We start from the raw sequence: 18561 nt of genomic DNA on the forward strand, positions 1-18561 counted from the left end.
GGCAAATGACCAAATGCGCCGCCCACAGTTATCTGAAGGTGCCGCGCCTGAGAAAATTTTAAAAAGATTGGCCACTCGCGACAGGCGGCATTGGCGGCGGGTTTTGGCATGCTTTTGTCACCAGTCGTCGGCGATCAATCAATCGATTCAAACTTTTATCGGTCGCCAGATCTCCACCGCTGTCTCACCTGTTTTTCATCGTTCGACGGTGCTTGAGAAGCGGAAAAAAACGGGAGGTCTGTGTCAGGCCTCCCGCTGTTTTTTGCAGCCCTTTATGAAGCGCCGGATTACGAGGTGCCCAAACCTCGTGACAGATCGGCTGGTGTATCGGAAGCCGCGTGGTATTCCCCTTGCGGTTTCGTTTCTACGTCCGAGTGATCGGTGGTTTTGGTCACGGTGTCGCGCACAGCCTCGAACCCCTCCCTCGCCTGTTGCTTTACCTTATCGGCCAGGCCGGCGCTGGTTTTGCCCATGTAGCGTTGCTCGGTCGCTGTCGAAGGCAATGCCGCGCCCAGCATGGCACCTAACGCGATGCCCGCGGCGGCGACCATCAGGGGTTGCTCCTTCAACAACTGACTGAATTGAGTCCCCAGCACCTGCGAACTGCGGACCAACCGGTCACTGGCATCATGCACGGCATGACTGATGGTGTCGGTAGCAGCACCCAGGTTGTCGCCCATGTGAGCGGCCTTGCCCTTGATAGTCTGATAACCGTCCTTGAGCGTGTCAGCCGTCTGGTGCAAATGGTCACGGGCACTGTCGATGCCATCAGCCAGACCGTCGGCCCACTCGCCGACTTTGTTTTGATCCGGACCCACGCGATAGCCTGGACGGGGTGACGGCGGGCGATTCTGACTCATCATCAACCACAGCAAACCGACGGATGTCAGGACGGCGGGAACCGGATTGTTGCGAACGCTGGTGCCCAGGTTAGTCAGGAATGTCGTGCCGTTGCTTTGCATCATCGTCAGCGCCTGATCGAACATCTGCCCAGGGGTGAACTTGCTTTCCAGCGCATCGACGATGTTGCCGATACTCGCCCGCTGAGCATCGATTTCACGCTCGATGGCTTCAGGGCTTTTTGCCGCTTCGATGTCGAATTCACTGTTCATGAGACTTTCCTCCGCAGCGCTTCCTGGTCTTTGTTCAAGGCATCCAGCGTGCGATCAGGCTTGAAGTGGGACGGCTCGAATTGTTTTTTCCCGGACTGCAGCATGGCGAACCCGACGATCATCACCACCACGCCAACAATCAGCGCCGCCAGCCACGGCGCCATCACGGTGCTGAGGCCATAGACTGCGGACATCAACAGGATGATGAACCCCGCCAACAGGACAATCGCCCCTCCCGCAACCCCGGCGATGCCGGCTTTGAGTGTTGTGAGACTGGCTTGAAGTTCGGCTTTGGCCAGCGCCAGTTCCTTGGTGAACAGCGCGGGCACTTCACGGGATAACTGACGTAACAGACCGACGACCGAAGCGTCATGGTCCGGCGCGTGCACCGGTCTTGAGCCTGGAAAATCTGGATCTTCTCTGTTCATCACAGTGCTCCATTGACGTTTGTCGAACCTGGTGTGGAGGTCGTCGCGAAGTTCGAAGGGTGGTCTTGCTCGCTCGGTGGGGCCGGCGTGTTGTCAGTGCGTGACGCGACGGAGGTTTCATAGGGGCGTTGCGCACCAAAACCGCCTGGCGGAGGCATCGAGTGGCCGGCTGCCGGGTTGTTGGCATCGGTGAAGGTGGCCGCCGGGGAACTGCCGGCCTTCAGAAATCGCGACAGGCCGAAGCCCAGCGCGATGCTGCCGGCAATGAACAGCCCTGGATTGCTGCGGGCCAGCTCGGCCCCGTCATGCAGCAGCTGTTCGGCACTTTTGCCGCGCAAGTTTCCGGCCAGACCACTCATGGATTCCGCCATGTCGGCCAGGTAGTCGGACATGCCGAGGGTGTCCTTGCTTTCGAGTTCGGAGACAACCGATTTCGCGCCCTTGGCCAAAGCCTCGATCTGATCGGCGGCGGTGTCGCGGTATTGCCCGAACTGAGCGTCCGCCTGTTGTCGTGCACCCTCAAGTGCCTCCGTCACGTCCTCCTTCAAGTGCTCAAAGCCTGGCTCCGGCCCTGGGGAATCGGGCTTGTCTGGCTGACTCCCGGTGGTGCTGTCTGAAGTATTCATGTCATCCCTCGCCTTCTGTCTGTAATCAAGCGTTCCGGGAGTTCGCAGTGAGTGCAGCCTCCCTCACTGCAGATGACGAAGGGGGGTGATGGGGAGTTCCAACGGAGTGATGATCTGCTTTTCTGTGGGAGGCGAAACTAAATTCGTAGAGGGATAAGGGGTATCGCGAGGAGGCATGCAAGGTCGTTGTTTTTGAAACCGGGTCAGGTGGATTTTCATCACACCTGACCCGCACCGTCAGGCTTTGGCGGCCATCGCGGTGACTTCCACGCGCATGCCTTCGACCGCCAAGGCGGCCACACCAACGGCGGCACGAACCGGCCACGGTTTGGCGAAGAAGCGTTTATAAACCTCGTTGAACGCGGCGCGGTCGGCCATGTCGGTGAGGTAAATGGTCAGGTGCAGCACCCGGTCCATGGAACTGCCGGCACGCTCCAGCGCGACCTTCAGCGCCTGCAGCGTGCACTCGCTCTGCAGGGTGATATCGCCCAGTTCCAGGCTGCCATCGGCGCGGGTGGGGATTTGGGTGGAGACCAGCATGCCGCCGAAACCGGCGACGTCGGAGGAGATGGAATCCGCGTCGGGATCAGGGGTGAACGTGATGTCTTGGTTTGCCATGGAGGATCTCTTTCTTGAAGGAATAACGAGGCGGTCGATGCCTTGAGCGCGGACAGTTTACAGGCCGAAGCCGGGATTGCATGTGCGCTTGAACCCCGGCAAAAAAAATCTCGAACTCCCTCTGCGCCCCTGCATCCAATGTGTAAGTCAACGGAGGTACACGCGATGAACAGCGATGACAGTGACATCGAACGGGATCGGAAAGACAAGGACGCCGAAGAGCTCGATTCAGAAACGCATCCCGAAGAGGATGAAGCCGAGGCGCTCCAACGAAAGATAGATGAGATAGAACGCAACGTGGCGGATGGGAACTAGCGTGAAGGCCACCCCGCTTATCTTCAGCGGAGGTGGCCAACAGGCTGAACGAATGCTCTGCGCCTAGTTCGGGTCCAGCAACCCGCCACTCCAGTTGCGCGAAATCCGGCTCCCGGTGAATTTCGCCACCACCATGCCCTGCGACACGAGCCGGTCCCGATAGCGTGTGACCATCCGCCCCGCCTGCTCGGCCACCAGCACCACTTCGGAAGACGGATCACCGGGCCGCCGCAGAATCCGCGCAAAGCGCTGCCCTTCCTCGACGAAGTCACCGAGTTCATTTTCAAAGATCAACACCCCGGGTTGCGGCGCGAGGATGGTTTCCATCTGGCCCATTTCCATCACTTCGACGGGCCAGTCGCCGGGTGACAACGCCTCGTCGATGACCCCGCAACTGCACAGCCAGGCGTACAGTCCCGCGGCGTCCTGCTCGGCCAACCGATCGCTGACATCGCCCTGCCCACGCAGCTCCAGGGTCGCGGCCATGCGTTGCGCGGTGACGCCATCACGCAGCCACGGCGCGATGATGGTTTCTTCGAAGGAGCCGTCGCCGCCGTCATCCCAGATGATCGCCACGTCCATCTTCATCGCCGCCGCCAATTCGCGGGCACGGGGCCAGAAACTGCGGTGCACGTAGAGGTAGGGCAAGGCTTCGTCATCGGTGTGCAGGTCGAGCATCACCTGCGCCGTGGACGCCAGTTGCACCAGGCTTTTCTGCCATTCCTGGACGTTGGTCGAAGGTTGCTCCATCGCGGCTGACTGGTCGAACGCGCGGTTGAAGTTATGCCCGGTCGCATCGTGAAAGCGACCGAGAATCCGCCCCTGGCGAAACTGCCCGATACCCAGGGGATTGGCCTGCGGCACCACCGTCACACTGCCCTTGAGCCGGCCCTCGGCCTCGACGACTAGAAGCCGTTGCATCAACAGATGCAACACCAGCATCCCGGCGATTTCGTCGGCGTGCACCCCCGCCTGCAAATGCACCTTCGGCCCGCTGCCGTCGCCCCCGAAACGCCACGCGCCGACCTGCATCGGATCACCGTTGTTGTTGCGAACACTGAACGAAATATCCTGCGCCATCTGCTTGTCCTCCCCCGTCATGAACGTTAAAAACCGGTGCATCACTGCGGCCGACACTGGAGATTGAACGCATGTTCAACTAAGCTCGCCAACCTGGCACTGCACCCAAGGATTCCCGTGTGACAACCCCCTCTCCAAAAAACCGTCGCGCGGAGCCCGATGAGCGTCGCGAGATGCTGGTGGCCGCCACGTTGCGTTGCCTGGTCCGCGACGGCCATGCGGGCATTTCCGTGCGCCGTATAGCCACCGAAGCCGGGGTGTCCGTCGGCCTGCTCAATCACCATTTCGGCAGCATCGATGCGTTGATTGCCGACACGTACCAGAAGATCGCCAGCGAACTGACCACCGCCCTGCGCCTGGAAATCCAGCAGGCCGCCACCCCGGCGCAAAAAATGGACGCGTTTCTCGTCGGTTCTTTTTCGCCAAGGGTCATGGACCCGCAATTGCTTGGCGTCTGGGTGGTGTTCTGGAGCCTGATTCGGCACTCCGAACACGTCAGCCAGTCCCACGAAAAAAGCTACCGCGCCTACCTCGATCTGCTGCGCCAGTTGCTCGATGACATGGCCGCCAGCGAAGGTTTCGTGATCCACGACACACGCCTGGCCGCCATCGGTTTATCGGCGATGCTCGACGGACTCTGGATCGAGTGGTGCCTCAACCCCGAAACCTTCAGCCCCGCCAACGGCCTCCACATCTGTCGCTGCTGGATAAAGGGGCTGCGTCACGGAGCATTCAGCACCGACGACATCCTGTGAGAGGTGGCGCCCGAAGATCATCGCCAGGGTGCCGCTGACCGCGATCAGGCCGGCACCGATCATCAGCGACACATCCATCAATGTGCCCCAGATCAGACTCGACAGCAGGAACGCCCAGATCAAACCGGTGTACTCGAACGGCGCGAGCAAGGTGGCAGTGGCCCGTTGAAAACTGGCAAACAGCAGGAACTGACCGATACCACCCACCAGACCGGCAACCAGCATGCCCAGCCACGCCGGCGTCGGTGCCGGGGTGAACGTCCAGGGCAGCGCGACGGTCATGCACAGCACGAACACCACGTTGGTGATCAGCATCTGCTCCAGCACTGACGTCTGGTCATCCACCTGACGCAACTGGATGTAGGTGAACGCCCAGCACATCGCCGCCAGCAGCGTCAGCACGATGGGCCACGGATCGGCGATGTTGCTTGGACGACAAGCGATGATCACCCCGACAAACCCCAGGATCAGGGAAAACCACTGCCAGCCGCTGGCCCGCTCCTTGAGAATCACCGCCGCCAGCACCGTGACCATGATCGGCGCGGAAAAATACAGGGTGGTCATTTCCGCCAGAGACAGGTCACGGGCGGCCGTGTAATACAGCAGCCAGGCCACGATCGACAACAAACCGCGCACCACCAGCAAGCGCCGGCTCGGCGAACGCCAGGCCCGCTGGACCAGGCGCAGGCGCCCGGCCAACAGGCACGCGACGACCACCACCAGGCTGCGCCAGAACAGGATGGTGACCACCGAATAATCGGTCACCAGCCACTTGATGACCGCGTCCTGCAACGTCAGAAACATGTACCCCAAGGTGCACAGGCCGATGCCCTGCAGCGAACGGTCGACGACCTGCGAGGTGCTCATTACACCGACCTGCGCACAGGCGTCCCGCGCCGTTCGGCAAAGGCAAACAGCGCCTCGATCAGGAACGTCAGGCAGACGTAGACCCCGGCCACCAGCAACAACGGTTCATAAACCTGCAAGGTCTGCGCCCGCACCACGTTCGCGGCACCCAGCAGATCGACAATCGCAATCGTCGAGGCCAGCGCCGTGGATTTCAGCAACATCACGGTTTCCCCGGCCAGTGTCGGCAACAGCAACCGCAGCGCCCGAGGCAATCGCACCCGCAGCAGCGATTGGCGCGGCGTCATGCCAAACGCCGAGGCCGCTTCCATCTCGCCTTTTGGCACCGCCAGCAGCCCGCCGCGAATCACTTCGCCGACATACGCGCCCACCGACAACACCAGGGCGAACACGATGTACCAGTAACCGTCGCGCAAATACGGCCAGAGAAAACTGCCGCGTATCAGCGGGAACTGCGCAAACACGCTGCCGAGCCCGTAGTAGAAGATGTAGATCTGGATCAGCAACGGCGTACCGCGCAACACGCTGGTGTAGAACTGGCTGGCCTTGGCGATCCCCTTGTTTTTCGAGATCCGCGCCAGCGCCACCAGCACCGCCAGCGCAAAACCGAGCACACTGGAAATTAACAGGATGGTGATGGTCGTTTGCAGTCCCCGGCCCAACAGCGCCGCGTATTCAACTATCCACGCTGGAATCATTTCATTCACTCAGCCAAAGGCATCCAACGACGAATACGCCGCTCGAGCCGTCCAGACAGGTAGTTGGACACCAACGTCACCGCGTAATACAACGCCGCGGCCGTGAGGTAGAACAACAAGTAATGACGCGTCGAACCCGCCCCTTGCTTGGCGGTGTACAACAACTCGTTGGTGCCGACCACACTGATCAAGGCGCTGTCCTTGATCAGGTTGATCCACAGGTTAGCCATGCCGGCCATCGCATACGGCGCCATGATCGGCAGCGTGACGCGTCGGAACAGACCGAAACCGCTCAGCCCGAAGGCCTTCGCCGCTTCAATCTGGCCGAAGGGGATCGCCTGGATCGCCGCGCGGAAAATCTCCGAGGCGTACGCGCCCTGCACCAGCCCCAGCACCACGATGGCGGCCAACGGACCGCTGACATTGACGACGCCGTAGCCCATCTGCGTCATCAGCGAATTGAGGAGCATTGAGCCGACGTAGTACAGCAGCAGGATCAACAGCAACTCCGGAATCGCCCGGAACAAGGTCGTGTAACCACGCATCAGCGCCGCAATCGGCTTTGGCGCGCCGAGCTTCAGGCAGGCCACCACCAGACCGATGAACAGCCCGACCACAAAAGCCCCGGCCGAGATTTGCAGGGTCATCCAAAGCCCCTTCAACAGTGCACCGCCCCATCCTGTTTCGCTGAAGTTGATCAATTCGAACATGGCTGGCATTTCAGTCTCCAATCGGTGGCCTGGACGCACCACCGCCCTCTTGTGGGAGCGAGGCTTGCCCGCGAAGCTTTTGGCGGCTTCAAGGGCCCCTTCGCGGGCAAGCCTCGCTCCTACGGGGATGGGTGTTTCCTCAGGAAAATTTCATTCCATGGAGTTGTTTTGCGCGTGGCCGTCAGAACGCGGGTTTCACGCTGGTGCCGAAGTAATGCTGGGACAGGTTGTCGTAGTCTTTGCTGGCCAGCAAAGAGGTGATGGCTTTGTCGAGTCGGGCCTTGAGTTCGGCGTCATCCTTGCGCAGACCAGCGCCCACGCCTTTGCCGAAAATCGGGTCATACGGCACGGCGCCCAGGTATTCCAGGTTGCTGTTGCGGGCATCCGGGGTCTGCACGAAGGCTGCCATCGCCGTGCCGTCCGCCATCATCAGGTCGATGCGACCGGCAATCAGGTCGGCGTTGGCCGAGTCCTGGGTGTCGTAATACTTCACGTCAGCGATTTTTTCGTAGTACTGCTTGAGGTAACTGGCGCTCACCGTCGAGTTCTGCACACCGATGATCTTGCCCTTGAGGTCATCCGGATACGTTTTCACCGACGAGCCCTTCGGCCCGACAATCGCAATCACGGAGTCGTAATACGCCTTGCTGAAGGCGATCTGTTTTTCGCGCTCCTCAGTCACCGACATCGACGAGAAAATCACGTCGATCTTCTTCGCCAGCAACGATGGAATGATCCCGTCCCACGCCACTTCCTTGATCTCGCACTCGGCTTTCATTTCGCTGCACAGCTTGTGGATCAGGTCGACTTCAAAGCCTTTCCATTCACCGTTGGCCTGCTTCTCGGTGTACGGCGGATAGGGTTCGGCTGCGACTGCGAACCGTATAGGTTGTGCTTGTGCCGCGCTCATCCCGGCCAGCAATACGCAGGCCACGCCCGTCATCCAGTTTGCCAAACGTCGATTTCCCATGATTTTTCCCCGTCTTTTTATGATGTTTTCAGCGAGTCTGATGAGCGTTGACGAATTGTCGGCAACGCTCGCTGCGTGGGTGTACAAACACGTCGTCCGGCGAACCGGTTTCCTCGATCAGCCCTTGGTGCAGGTAGGCGACTTGGGAAGAGACATCGCGGGCGAAAGCCATTTCATGGGTCACCAGGATCATGGTCCGGCCTTCTTCCGCGAGGGAGCGGATCACCCGCAGCACTTCGCCGACCAGTTCCGGGTCGAGTGCCGAGGTGGGTTCATCGAACAGCATGACCTTGGGCCGCATGGCCAGGGCCCGGGCGATGGCCACCCGCTGCTGCTGTCCCCCGGAGAGAAACGCCGGGTACTCGTTGCGCTTGGCCGCCAGCCCCACGCGTTCGAGCAAGGCTTCGGCCCGTTCAGTGGCCTCCGCACGGCTTTCACGCAGGACCTGGGTCGGGGCCTCGATGAGGTTTTCCAGCACCGTGCGATGGGGCCAGAGGTTGAAGTTCTGGAACACCATGCCCAGGCTCGAACGGATACGCACCAGTTGCCTGGCGTCCTTCACCAACGGCGTGCCGGGACGATCGAAGTTCAGGTGAATGCTTTCGCCGTCCACCAGAATGCGCCCCTGGTCCGGCACTTCGAGCATATTGATGCAGCGCAGCAAGGTGCTTTTGCCCGAGCCGCTGGCACCGATCAGTGAGATCACATCACCTTCGCGAGCAGTAAGGGAAACGCCTTTGAGGACCTCGATATTGCCAAAGCGTTTGTGCAGGCCATCGACTTCGATCATGGTTTTGGGCTTGACCGGCTCAACCGCCGCTTCGCAGGTCACACGGCTGATCACCGGCCGCGGCGCTTCGCCTTTCAACACCCGCACAAAGTCGCGAATGCGCTGGCAGGCCTGGGCCAGTCGTTCTTCACCCAGAGTGAACGAGAGCCGCACAAAGCCCTGGGCCGGCTCGCCGAACGCCGCCGCATCCAGCACCGAGACACGCGCCTCGCGCAACAGCCGCCAGGCGAACTCCAGAGAGGTCAGGCCGGTGTCACGCACGTCCACCAGCACGAACATGCCGGCATCGGGAGTGAGCACAGAAATTCCCGGGCAATCCGACAGGCTGGTCACCACCAGATCGCGACGACGGCGATAGATGTCGCGCATGCCGTGGGTCACCTCTTCATGGGCTTGAACTGCCTTGAGCGCAGCCTCCATGACAAAGCCCGGCAAACCGTAAAGCATGCTCAACACCAGGGTTTCGGCGTGAGCCACGAGGGCTTCATCGGCAACGATCCAACCGGTACGCCAGCCGGTCATCGCGTGGGATTTGGACAGGCTGCCGATCACTACGCAGCGCTCGGCCATGCCCGGCAACGCGGCCAGGCTGAGGTGCTCGCGTTCGAAGGTCAGGCTTTCATAGACCTCGTCCACCACGACCCACAGGTCGTACTGGATGGCGAGGTCGGCGATGGCTTGCAGCTCTTCGCGGTTGAGCACCACACCGGTCGGATTATTCGGATTGGAGAAGAACAGCGCCCGGGTGCGCGGGGTGATGGCCTTGGCCAGTACGGCGGCATCGAGCCGGAAACCTGAATCCGCCGAGCACGGCACGCGCACCAGCGTGGCGCCGGACGCCTTGAGCGTTGCCTCATAGGTCACGTACATCGGGTCCAGGGCAATCACTTCGTCGCCGGTATTGAGCAGGCACATCGAGGTGATGAACAGCGCGTTCTGTGCCCCCGCCGAAATGATGACGTTTGGCGCCGTCACCTCACGGTCAAACAGCACGCTGTACCGAGCGGCGATGGCTTCCCGCAAAGCCTGGCGACCGGCGATCTCGGTGTAATGGGTGTCACCCTCACGCAGCGCATGAATCGCGGCATCGGTGATGAAGTCGGGGGTGGGGAAATCCGGGTCGCCGACGCTGAGAATAATCACATCCTCACCACGGCGCTGGGCTTCAAATGCCGCATTGTGAATATCCCAGGCGGCTACACCGTCGCCTGAAATCCGCTCAACAAAGGGTGAAAACCGCATGCCAGTGCCTCGTTCGAAAAGAAGAAACGCAAGCCCGCGCAACCAGCCGGGGAGGTGGAACGAACATAGTCGAAGCTGAACACTCGTTCAACAGAAAAGTGAACAGGGTTCGCGTTCAGCGTAAACAGGTCGTTTTTACGACAGTCGTGCCGTTTCTAGGTCCGGAGATCTTGTCGTGAGCGCAGGGTCTGGTCGTTCGTTCGAAGTTGGCCACAGCAGCAATAAACAATCTGACATTTTTCAAAACATGAAGACTGGGTAGCCGATGGCCAAAAAGAAATCCGCGCCTTTTTATCCACTGCTTATTTTTTCAACACCTGAATCCGGCATTATCTGTTTCAGAAATGAGTCTATTGTTTCAATGTTGGCACACTTGACTGTAACGCAAGTAAGACAGTAGAAAACCAGAAACTTCAGAACGTAATAGCCCCCTAAAAACAATTGTATATTCGAACTCAAATAGCCACTTAAACGGACAATACAAACACTCCTTCGTATATTAATTATTTATTTAAAATCAACAAATTACATAACAGGAGCCACCCTCAATCACTGACTCAACTGAAAACAAGCTTCTTCATTCCATTTGATCATAAAAAAAATTCGAACGATTTTAACTCCTCTAATATGCTCAACTCGAAACCTCTGAGAAGCACATTTAAACAACGCTTCCCGCAACACCAGGAATGAATACTTATTTCCACCATTGGAGTGTTAACAGTCCACTACGCAGAAATATCCTTTTTCTACGTCGCCGGCAAGTTTGCTGTCAGCGCAAGGGAATGAACATGAAAATCAAAATTCTATGTATACATGGCATAGGCCACGAAGAGGCAGATGAGAGTTTTCAGGAATCCTGGCACCGGGCGATTACCACGGCAGTGGCGCGCGTGGCGCCAAATACCGACGTCGAGCTGGATTATCTTCAATACGACGAGCGCTTTTCCTCCAGTGGACTGGGGGCAGCCGACATCGCCGAGGCCACGCTGCGCCTTCTGACCAGCGCGGTCATCCATTCAGTGGGTGACGTGTTCAGGCGCAATCGCGGCATCGGGCAGTTTTCCGATCGCCTGCGCTGGACGGCCGGCATGGTCGCCCAATGGTCTGCGGACGAAGCGTTACGGACCACTCTGCGTAAGGACCTCGCCAGCGTTATCAGCGATTCGCAACCGGACATCGTCTGTGCGCACAGTCTGGGTACGCTGGTCGCCTACGACACGTTCCGTCGGGATCCCTCCCTGATGAACAACCGGGCGCTGATCACGTTCGGCTCACAGATTGCCAACCCGGCAGTGCGCGAGACATTTGGTGGGCGCATCGAAGGCATCGACGATGCGCGCAAGTGGTACCACCTCTACAACGAACACGATCAGGTTTTTACCGCGCCGCTGTATCTGCGCGATACCAACTTCACCCAGGTCATGACACCGTTCGATAAGCCCGACGACGTCCTCAATCATGACGCGACTTACTACCTCGGCCATGCCGAGACCGTGACCAATGTCTGGGGCCCCCTGTTGCAGGCCGGCAAAGCGAAAGGCTTCGACAAACGGCTCGCCGCCGTCGACAAGTCACTGGGCATTGCTGTCCCCAAGGCGCGCACGGTGCGGCGCTCGCGGGACAAGGCGTTGCTGATCGGCATCAACAATTACCCCAATCCGTCCGATCGACTCGAAGGTTGCGTCAATGACGTTTTCCTGATGAGTTCTTTGCTGCAAGAGTCGAAGTTTTCGCCGGACGATATCCGCGTCGTACTCGATGACCGCGCTACCGCTGCTGGCATTCGCGATCGCCTGCATTGGCTGCTCGACGACGCCCAGGCCGGTGACCGCCGGGTGCTCTTTTATTCTGGGCACGGTGCGCAGATTCCCAACGCCAATGCCACGGGTGAAGCCGACCGCATCGACGAATGCCTGTGCCCGTGGGACTTCGACTGGACGCCGGCACACGCCATCGTCGACAACGACTTTCGCGACCTCTACATCCAGCTTCCGTATGACACGCAGTTCATAACGATCTTCGATTGCTGCCATTCGGGCGGCATGACGCGCGACGGCGCTCGGCGTGCTCGCGGACTTACGCCGCCGGATGACATCCGCCATCGCGCGTTGCGCTGGGAGCCCGGGCTGCAAATGTGGGTGGAACGTGACTGGGTGAAACGGGCCCGCAAAAGTGCGCAGAAGGCCGAATCGGCCAATACCGTGAGCAATCGCGACGGCATCCGGAGGGTCGGCCAGGCCATCGCGGTGCGCGGTTACGACGATAAGCTCTACGACAAACGACGCGCCGCTTATAAACACGAAGGGCCCTTTCTGCCGATCCTCATGTACGCCTGCGGCGAATCCCAGCTGTCTTACGAATACCGCCACGGCGTTATTTCATACGGTGCGTTCACCTACGCGCTTGCCCAAACGCTGCGCTCATCCAAGCAGAGACCGACGTTCAATGCCCTGGTTCGAGCCACTGGCAAGCTCCTGGCCGAGCTGGGTTATGACCAGAAGCCGGCGATCGTCGGGCCGAAGGATTTGCTCGGCAAAGTCGTTCCCTGAGTCGCCATCGTCTGGAGATTGATATGAGCAGTGAAACGGTAAGAAGTATTCAACAGGCATTGATTGCCGACGGCTTTTTTCCCGGCGAAGTCGACGGGATCTGGGGGAGAAGAACCATCGCCGCAGTGAAAGCCTTTCAGGACAGCGTTGGACTGGAGGCCGATGGCATCGTCGGTCCCAAGACCTCCGCCGCCTTGTTTTCTGATGTTGACCATGTCCCTGCGGGCCCGCTTCTACCGTGGCTGGCGGAAGCGGAAAACTTGATCGGTACCAGGGAAGTCCTTGGCGACAAGAACAATCCCACCATTCTGGATTGGGCCGACGATCTCGACCTTCACTACCCCGGCGACGAGGTGCCTTGGTGCGGTCTGTTTGTTGCGCATTGCGTGGGTTCTACGATGCCCGAAGAAGTGCTTCCTTCGAATCCCCTGGGTGCGCGGCAATGGGAAAAATTTGGCGAATCCACCGTGCCACGACTCGGCGCGGTGATGGTCTTCTGGCGTGAATCAAAAAACAGTGGCAAGGGTCATGTCGGGTTCTATACCGGCGAGGATAGCAACGCGTACCGGATTCTGGGCGGCAATCAAACGGACAAGGTGTGCCTGACTTGGGTAGGCAAAGATCGATTTCTCAAAGCGCGCTGGCCGCGCAAGGCAAGCTCTTTGGGTGGAGGCGACGCCATCATCGTCATGAACAGAACCGAGGATTTGTCCAGGAACGAAGCTTGAGGGTTCGCGAAATCAAATCACATACCGCATAAAACGGGCGCTTTGAAGAAGGCGCCCTTTTTTTGCCCTGCCGGGCAAATGCACAACGCTCCTCTGACCGACGCTTAAACGCCGGTTGCTAGCCATCTGCCATCAGTCGATAATCCTGCCCCCGGTAACACTCACGTAAGGAAACGCCGTGAAAAAACTTCTATTGTTGGTCCCTCTGTTCGCCCTGTTGCTGCAAGGTTGTGGCGTGACCATGACCCGTTATGAGCCGAGCTTTGAAAACGTCCAACAGCTCAAGCAAACCCCACCCTTGCAATCGATCAGCAATGCTCTGGTCAAGGCGGATGCCGGTAAGGGCTCACTGACAGTCCGGGCCAACCCGATCAGCTCGCCGAGCGGCAGTATCACGCAACATATACAGGACGCGATTACCGAAGAACTGGGTCGGGCGGGCCTGCTGAACCCGCAAGCTCAGCGACATCTGGATGTGCTGGTCGTCAAGAATGAACTGACCGCAGGCATGGGCACTGGCACGGGCCAGCTTGCTGCGCGCTTTACATTGCTCAAGGGCAACGAGGTGGTTTACGACGCGACCAAGGATGTCAGCCGCCAGTGGGACAGCAGCTTTTTCGGCGCCATTGCGATCCCCAATGCGGCCAATGCCTACAACCCGATGGTTCGTGATTTGCTGAAGACGTTGTACAGCGACCCGCAGTTCATTCAAGCCCTCAAGTAAGGGCAAAAAAAGAGCCGCTTGTGCGGCTCTTTTTTTTGTCAGGCCCGCGGCACCTGTGCATCGAGTGCCGAGTATTTCAGGCTTTTGCTCTCGACGACTTGCTTGAGCAGAGCATTGACCTGGCGGCTGAAGGTATCGCTGATTGCCTCTTTCGGGGTGTTGGCCATCAACGGCACAAACCAGATGCCCATCCAGGTATTGATTCCGTCATGGTTGCTCGCGTTGGTCAGCGTCTGCCCTTGGGAATCCAGCGTCTCCAGGCTCATGGTGTATTGGTCGGTCGCCAGTGTCGGGATGACGGTAAACGTCAGGCCACTGATAAAGGCCATGACCATCTGACCACCGCCCGGTGGATGGTTGTAAACCTTCAAGCGCAGGTTGTAATCACCCGGCTGCTTCTGGAACTCGTCCAGTGTGACGCGACCGAACAGACCGGAATCGGTCAGCACTTTTTGCAGCTCCGGCTTTAGCATGTCGCGTGCTTGCGGCATTTCAACGGCTGAAGCGCTTTTCGGCTCGCCTTGATAGAAATCGAAGTCTACGTAGACATTCGGTTTGTTCGAATAACTGGCCATCGACGGCAAATTGACCGGAGCGACTTCGTCTTTGGTAAAGCTGGCGCAACCACTTAGCCCGAGCACCAAGGCCAACCCTAGAATTTTCCCAAATTGCATGACAACTCCTTTAAATGATGGCATTGCGCCTCCACACCAGAGGGCGGCCGCGAATTCTAGAGCGTTGCCAGCAATAGTAAAAGGCCATCACTCAAAAACGGCAGGCCTCACGCCCACCCTTCCAGGCGCAGCGTGGCCCGGACCAGACGCTGCTCCTCGCTTTCGATTTCCCTGAGGTTCTCGCAGATGCTCTGGATGTGCGCGATGGCCGCCTTGCGCGCCTGCTCCGGCATGCGGCCGGTCACGGCGTTGTAGAGCCGGGCGTGCTGACGGTCGATCTGGCGTTTTTGCGGTGCGCGGTGGTAGAGGTTGTTGACCGAGGCAAACACGGTGTTGAGCAGCAAGTCCGTCAGCGAGCGCAAGGTTTGCACCAGCACCGGGTTGTGCGAAGCCTCGCAGATCGCCAAGTGAAAGGCATGATCGAGCCGGGCGTGTTCGCTCGCTTCCATCGACCGCGTGCGGGCATCGAGCAGCGCTTCATAGCTGCGGGTGATGAGGACAAAATCCGCCTCGGTCCCGCGCAAGGCGGCCAGGCGAGCGGACTCTCCCTCAAGCAGGCTGCGCACCTCGAACAAATCGTAAAGTGTGCGCGGTTGTGAGCTGAACAAATGCATCAGCGGCGATGCGGCGCCGTGGCCCGACAGATCAGCGACAAAGGATCCCTTGCCCTGCTCCGTCTTGATAATCCCCCGGGCGCGCAACAACTTCAGGCCCTCGCGCAGCGCCGTGCGCGAGACGCCGAGTTTTTCGGTCAGGCGCCGTTCCGAAGGCAACAATTGCCCGGTCTTGAGAACCCCGTCGACGATCAGGCGTTCTATGCGCTCACAGACCACGTCTGCGACTTGAGGATTACGGGTCACTTTCGCACTCTCCATCGAACCTCCCACTGGTATGACCAGCCTCACCGGCAAAACCCGTCACGTTCGAATACAACCCTAAGTTTATGTATAGGCAGTTATTTTTCTCAAAAACGGGGAAACAACCCCTGAAGAACTGGTTCGACCACTCAAACAACACATGGACAGTAGGTCGCGTCAGGCCAATGATGCAAGTGAGCTTTCACCGCAAACAGACCTCTAATAAAAACAAACGGAGGGTCGTGAACCGCCTATGAACATCCTCTACGATGAACGCGTCGACGGCGTTCTGCCTGATGTCGACAGAGCCGCCCTGCTCCAGGCACTGAGCGCTCGCCTGCCGGACCTGGAAGTCCTGCATCAGCGCGAAGAACTCAAGCCGTATGAATGCGACGGACTGTCCGCTTACCGCACTACGCCGATGCTGGTGGTGCTGCCGCGCCATATCGACGAAGTCCAGGGTGTGCTCAAGCTCTGCCATGAGTTTCACGTCCCGGTGGTTGCTCGCGGCGCCGGCACCGGTTTGTCCGGCGGTGCTCTACCGCTCGAAAAAGGCGTACTGCTGGTGATGGCGCGTTTCAACAACATCCTGCACATCGACCCCGCCGCACGCACGGCGCGGGTTCAACCGGGCGTGCGCAACCTGGCGATTTCCCAGGCCGCCGCACCGTTCGGCCTGTATTACGCGCCGGACCCCTCCTCGCAGATCGCCTGTTCAATCGGCGGCAACGTGGCCGAAAACGCCGGTGGCGTGCATTGCCTGAAATACGGCCTGACCGTGCACAACCTGCTCAAGGTCGACATCCTCACCGTCGATGGCGAACACCTGAGCCTGGGCTCCGAAGCGCTCGACTCGCCCGGGTTTGACCTGCTGGCGTTGTTTACCGGTTCCGAAGGCATGCTGGGGGTGATCACCGAAGTCACGGTCAAACTGCTGCCGAAACCGCAGACGGCCAAGGTGCTGCTGGCGGCGTTCGATTCCGTCGAAAAGGCGGGTCGTGCAGTCGGCGACATTATTGCCGCCGGCATCATTCCGGGCGGTCTGGAAATGATGGACAACCTAGCCATTCGCGCCGCAGAAGATTTTATTCACGCCGGTTATCCGGTCGACGCCGAAGCCATTCTGCTGTGCGAGCTCGATGGCGTCGAAGCCGACGTCCACGATGACTGCGACCGTGTGCGCCAGGTGCTGGAACAGGCCGGCGCCACCGAAGTCCGCCAGGCCAGGGATGAGGCGGAACGCGTGCGCTTCTGGGCCGGGCGCAAGAATGCGTTCCCGGCAGTGGGCCGCCTCTCGCCGGATTATTACTGCATGGACGGGACGATCCCGCGCCGCGAGCTGCCCGGCGTGCTGCAGGCGATTGCCGCGCTGTCGGCTGAATACGACCTGCGGGTGGCCAACGTTTTCCATGCCGGTGACGGCAACATGCACCCGCTGATTCTGTTCGACGCCAACCAACCCGGCGAACTCGACCGCGCCGAAGCCCTGGGCGGCAAGATCCTCGAATTGTGCGTGAAAGTCGGCGGCAGCATCACCGGTGAACACGGGGTCGGCCGCGAGAAAATCAATCAGATGTGCGCACAGTTCAACAGCGACGAACTGACCCTGTTTCATGCCGTCAAAGCCGCGTTCGATCCGGGCGGCCTGCTCAACCCTGGCAAGAACATTCCGACGCTGCATCGCTGCGCCGAATTCGGCGCGATGCACGTACACCTGGGTCAGATGCCCTTCCCTGATCTGGAGCGATTCTGATGCGCAGCGAACACGACATCGATGACAGCGGCGCGCTACTGGACCAGGTTAATCAGGCCCTGCAAAACGCCACGCCCCTGCGGATCCAGGGCGCCAACAGCAAAGCGTTTCTGGGCCGTATCGCGGCGGGCGAAGTGCTCGACACCCGCAGCCACCGAGGCATCGTCAGCTACGACCCGACCGAATTGGTGATCACCGCACGCTGCGGCACGCCGTTGGCAGAACTGGCCGACGTGCTGGATGCGGCGCAGCAGATGCTGCCGTGCGAACCACCCTCCTTCGGAGACGGCGCCACCGTGGGCGGGATGATTGCCAGTGGACTGTCCGGGCCGCGGCGCCCGTGGTCAGGCTCGGTCAGGGACTTTGTGCTCGGGACACGGGTCATCACCGGCCACGGCAAGCATTTGCGCTTCGGCGGCGAAGTCATGAAAAACGTCGCCGGCTACGATTTGTCGCGCTTGATGGCCGGCAGTTATGGCGCACTGGGTGTGATCACTGAAGTCTCGCTGAAAGTGCTGCCGAAACCTCGGCAAGCGTTAAGCATCAGCCTGGAAATGGACAGCGATCGTGCCTTGCTGCGCCTCGCCGAATGGGGGCAGCAACCGCTGCCGATCAGCGCCGCGTGCCACGACGGTCAGCGCCTGCACTTGCGACTTGAAGGTGGCGAAGGCTCGGTGGCAGCGGCGCATGACCGCTTGGGTGGCGAAGTGCTGGACGCTTCGTATTGGGCGGATCTCAACGAACATCGACTGAGCTTCTTTGATGAAGACCAGCCGCTGTGGCGCCTGTCGGTCCCGCACAACACGCCTCGACTGTCCCTGCCCGGCCTGCAAATGATCGACTGGGGCGGCGCCCAGCGCTGGCTCAAATCCGATGCCGAAGCGGCGTTCATCCGCAAGGTCGTCGCTGAAGTCGGCGGGCACGTGACCTGCTACAGCCACGGCCTGATCGACAGCCCCTTCCAACCGTTGCCGGACGCGCTGATGCGCTATCACCGCAACTTGAAGGACCAACTCGATCCACGGGGCATCTTCAACCCCGGTCGCCTGTACGCGGAGCTTTGAC

At 59.7% G+C, this 18561-nt stretch carries 18 protein-coding genes and 1 pseudogene; 7 read left to right on the forward strand and 12 right to left on the reverse strand.

What is annotated here, in order from left to right; translation table 11 throughout:
• Nucleotides 1–287: 287 nt before the first annotated feature.
• From AB4N91_RS15315 to AB4N91_RS15330, 4 genes are all read right to left on the reverse strand, one after another.
• Nucleotides 288–1112: a DUF3618 domain-containing protein gene (locus tag AB4N91_RS15315; protein WP_102593351.1), complete on the reverse strand. Its 825-nt coding sequence runs from the start codon at nt 1110–1112 to the stop codon at nt 288–290.
• Nucleotides 1109–1540 (reverse strand): phage holin family protein, encoded by a 432-nt coding sequence (locus AB4N91_RS15320; RefSeq protein WP_083377121.1) that lies wholly within the window; start codon nt 1538–1540, stop codon nt 1109–1111. The genes AB4N91_RS15315 and AB4N91_RS15320 overlap by 4 nt, the downstream gene beginning before the upstream one ends.
• Nucleotides 1540–2166: a hypothetical protein gene (locus AB4N91_RS15325; RefSeq protein WP_083377122.1), complete on the reverse strand. Its 627-nt coding sequence runs from the start codon at nt 2164–2166 to the stop codon at nt 1540–1542. Before AB4N91_RS15325 ends, AB4N91_RS15320 begins: the two co-directional genes overlap by 1 nt.
• Before the next feature lie 237 nt (nt 2167–2403).
• Complete coding sequence (locus AB4N91_RS15330; protein ID WP_010459079.1) at nt 2404–2784, reverse strand: RidA family protein; 381 nt, start codon at nt 2782–2784, stop codon at nt 2404–2406.
• A gap of 165 nt (nt 2785–2949) precedes the next feature.
• Between AB4N91_RS15330 and AB4N91_RS15335 the strand changes: the two genes are divergently transcribed.
• A complete protein-coding gene (locus AB4N91_RS15335; RefSeq protein ID WP_191650590.1) occupies nt 2950–3099 on the forward strand; it encodes a hypothetical protein in 150 nt (49 codons plus the stop codon).
• A gap of 63 nt (nt 3100–3162) precedes the next feature.
• Here the strand turns inward: AB4N91_RS15335 and AB4N91_RS15340 are convergent, their stop codons facing one another.
• A complete protein-coding gene (locus AB4N91_RS15340; protein WP_460110784.1) occupies nt 3163–4179 on the reverse strand; it encodes a M14 family metallopeptidase in 1017 nt (338 codons plus the stop codon).
• A gap of 173 nt (nt 4180–4352) precedes the next feature.
• Here AB4N91_RS15340 and AB4N91_RS15345 point away from each other — a divergent pair.
• A pseudogene (locus tag AB4N91_RS15345) lies at nt 4353–4838 on the forward strand (TetR family transcriptional regulator C-terminal domain-containing protein); the annotation flags it as partial.
• On the opposite strand, the gene AB4N91_RS15350 reads toward AB4N91_RS15345, so the two are convergent.
• The 5 genes from AB4N91_RS15350 to AB4N91_RS15370 form a co-directional block, all read right to left on the reverse strand.
• Nucleotides 4794–5801: a DMT family transporter gene (locus AB4N91_RS15350; RefSeq protein WP_154911593.1), complete on the reverse strand. Its 1008-nt coding sequence runs from the start codon at nt 5799–5801 to the stop codon at nt 4794–4796. The pseudogene AB4N91_RS15345 and the gene AB4N91_RS15350 overlap by 45 nt on opposite strands.
• Nucleotides 5801–6499: an ABC transporter permease gene (locus AB4N91_RS15355; RefSeq protein WP_010459072.1), complete on the reverse strand. Its 699-nt coding sequence runs from the start codon at nt 6497–6499 to the stop codon at nt 5801–5803. The genes AB4N91_RS15350 and AB4N91_RS15355 overlap by 1 nt, the downstream gene beginning before the upstream one ends.
• 5 nt (nt 6500–6504) lie before the next feature.
• Entirely contained in the window at nt 6505–7218 is a 714-nt protein-coding gene (locus tag AB4N91_RS15360) for an ABC transporter permease (RefSeq protein WP_010459070.1), read from the reverse strand.
• 172 nt (nt 7219–7390) lie between these two features.
• Nucleotides 7391–8179 carry a transporter substrate-binding domain-containing protein gene (locus tag AB4N91_RS15365; protein ID WP_154911592.1) on the reverse strand — a complete coding sequence of 263 codons (789 nt, stop codon included), beginning with the start codon at nt 8177–8179 and terminating at the stop codon, nt 7391–7393.
• Between the two features lie 28 nt (nt 8180–8207).
• The gene (locus AB4N91_RS15370; RefSeq protein WP_077748789.1) at nt 8208–10211 is read right to left on the reverse strand and encodes an aminotransferase class I/II-fold pyridoxal phosphate-dependent enzyme; all 2004 of its coding nucleotides are present in this window, start codon (nt 10209–10211) and stop codon (nt 8208–8210) included.
• Nucleotides 10212–10999: 788 nt separating this feature from the next.
• On the opposite strand from AB4N91_RS15370, the gene AB4N91_RS15375 reads away from it, so the two are divergent.
• The 3 genes from AB4N91_RS15375 (at nt 11000) to AB4N91_RS15385 (ending at nt 14212) form a co-directional block, all read left to right on the forward strand.
• Complete coding sequence (locus tag AB4N91_RS15375) at nt 11000–12760, forward strand: caspase family protein (RefSeq protein WP_191650589.1); 1761 nt, start codon at nt 11000–11002, stop codon at nt 12758–12760.
• Nucleotides 12761–12783: 23 nt separating this feature from the next.
• Complete coding sequence (locus AB4N91_RS15380) at nt 12784–13488, forward strand: NlpC/P60 family protein (RefSeq protein WP_010459062.1); 705 nt, start codon at nt 12784–12786, stop codon at nt 13486–13488.
• Nucleotides 13489–13666: 178 nt separating this feature from the next.
• The gene (locus AB4N91_RS15385; RefSeq protein WP_077748788.1) at nt 13667–14212 is read left to right on the forward strand and encodes a hypothetical protein; all 546 of its coding nucleotides are present in this window, start codon (nt 13667–13669) and stop codon (nt 14210–14212) included.
• A gap of 38 nt (nt 14213–14250) precedes the next feature.
• Here the strand turns inward: AB4N91_RS15385 and AB4N91_RS15390 are convergent, their stop codons facing one another.
• Together AB4N91_RS15390 and glcC are read right to left on the reverse strand one after the other, a co-directional pair.
• Nucleotides 14251–14886, reverse strand: coding sequence for a hypothetical protein (locus tag AB4N91_RS15390; protein WP_010459059.1), 636 nt, complete (start codon nt 14884–14886; stop codon nt 14251–14253).
• A gap of 107 nt (nt 14887–14993) precedes the next feature.
• Complete coding sequence (gene glcC / locus AB4N91_RS15395; RefSeq protein WP_077748786.1) at nt 14994–15761, reverse strand: transcriptional regulator GlcC; 768 nt, start codon at nt 15759–15761, stop codon at nt 14994–14996.
• A 235-nt stretch (nt 15762–15996) separates the two neighbouring features.
• Between glcC and glcD the strand changes: the two genes are divergently transcribed.
• Nucleotides 15997–17496 (forward strand): glycolate oxidase subunit GlcD, encoded by a 1500-nt coding sequence (gene glcD / locus AB4N91_RS15400; protein WP_010459055.1) that lies wholly within the window; start codon nt 15997–15999, stop codon nt 17494–17496.
• Nucleotides 17496–18560 (forward strand): glycolate oxidase subunit GlcE, encoded by a 1065-nt coding sequence (gene glcE, locus AB4N91_RS15405; RefSeq protein WP_077748784.1) that lies wholly within the window; start codon nt 17496–17498, stop codon nt 18558–18560. Before glcD ends, glcE begins: the two co-directional genes overlap by 1 nt.
• Nucleotide 18561: the final 1 nt, after the last annotated feature.

The sequence above is a fragment of the Pseudomonas sp. H3_D04 genome, from assembly GCF_054669175.1.

Excerpts from the sequence above, each read along its gene's own strand:
- AB4N91_RS15355 (WP_010459072.1), bottom strand. The coding sequence starts at position 6,499 with ATGATTCCAGCGTGGATAGTTGAATACGCGGCGCTGTTGGGCCGGGGA.
- AB4N91_RS15340 (WP_460110784.1), bottom strand. The coding sequence starts at position 4,179 with ATGGCGCAGGATATTTCGTTCAGTGTTCGCAACAACAACGGTGATCCG.
- AB4N91_RS15315 (WP_102593351.1), bottom strand. The coding sequence starts at position 1,112 with ATGAACAGTGAATTCGACATCGAAGCGGCAAAAAGCCCTGAAGCCATC.
- AB4N91_RS15350 (WP_154911593.1), bottom strand. The coding sequence starts at position 5,801 with ATGAGCACCTCGCAGGTCGTCGACCGTTCGCTGCAGGGCATCGGCCTG.
- glcD (WP_010459055.1), top strand. The coding sequence starts at position 15,997 with ATGAACATCCTCTACGATGAACGCGTCGACGGCGTTCTGCCTGATGTC.
- glcC (WP_077748786.1), bottom strand. The coding sequence starts at position 15,761 with ATGGAGAGTGCGAAAGTGACCCGTAATCCTCAAGTCGCAGACGTGGTC.
- AB4N91_RS15360 (WP_010459070.1), bottom strand. The coding sequence starts at position 7,218 with ATGCCAGCCATGTTCGAATTGATCAACTTCAGCGAAACAGGATGGGGC.
- AB4N91_RS15330 (WP_010459079.1), bottom strand. The coding sequence starts at position 2,784 with ATGGCAAACCAAGACATCACGTTCACCCCTGATCCCGACGCGGATTCC.
- glcE (WP_077748784.1), top strand. The coding sequence starts at position 17,496 with ATGCGCAGCGAACACGACATCGATGACAGCGGCGCGCTACTGGACCAG.
- AB4N91_RS15375 (WP_191650589.1), top strand. The coding sequence starts at position 11,000 with ATGAAAATCAAAATTCTATGTATACATGGCATAGGCCACGAAGAGGCA.
- AB4N91_RS15390 (WP_010459059.1), bottom strand. The coding sequence starts at position 14,886 with ATGCAATTTGGGAAAATTCTAGGGTTGGCCTTGGTGCTCGGGCTAAGT.
- AB4N91_RS15320 (WP_083377121.1), bottom strand. The coding sequence starts at position 1,540 with ATGAACAGAGAAGATCCAGATTTTCCAGGCTCAAGACCGGTGCACGCG.
- AB4N91_RS15335 (WP_191650590.1), top strand. The coding sequence starts at position 2,950 with ATGAACAGCGATGACAGTGACATCGAACGGGATCGGAAAGACAAGGAC.
- AB4N91_RS15370 (WP_077748789.1), bottom strand. The coding sequence starts at position 10,211 with ATGCGGTTTTCACCCTTTGTTGAGCGGATTTCAGGCGACGGTGTAGCC.
- AB4N91_RS15365 (WP_154911592.1), bottom strand. The coding sequence starts at position 8,179 with ATGGGAAATCGACGTTTGGCAAACTGGATGACGGGCGTGGCCTGCGTA.
- AB4N91_RS15380 (WP_010459062.1), top strand. The coding sequence starts at position 12,784 with ATGAGCAGTGAAACGGTAAGAAGTATTCAACAGGCATTGATTGCCGAC.
- AB4N91_RS15325 (WP_083377122.1), bottom strand. The coding sequence starts at position 2,166 with ATGAATACTTCAGACAGCACCACCGGGAGTCAGCCAGACAAGCCCGAT.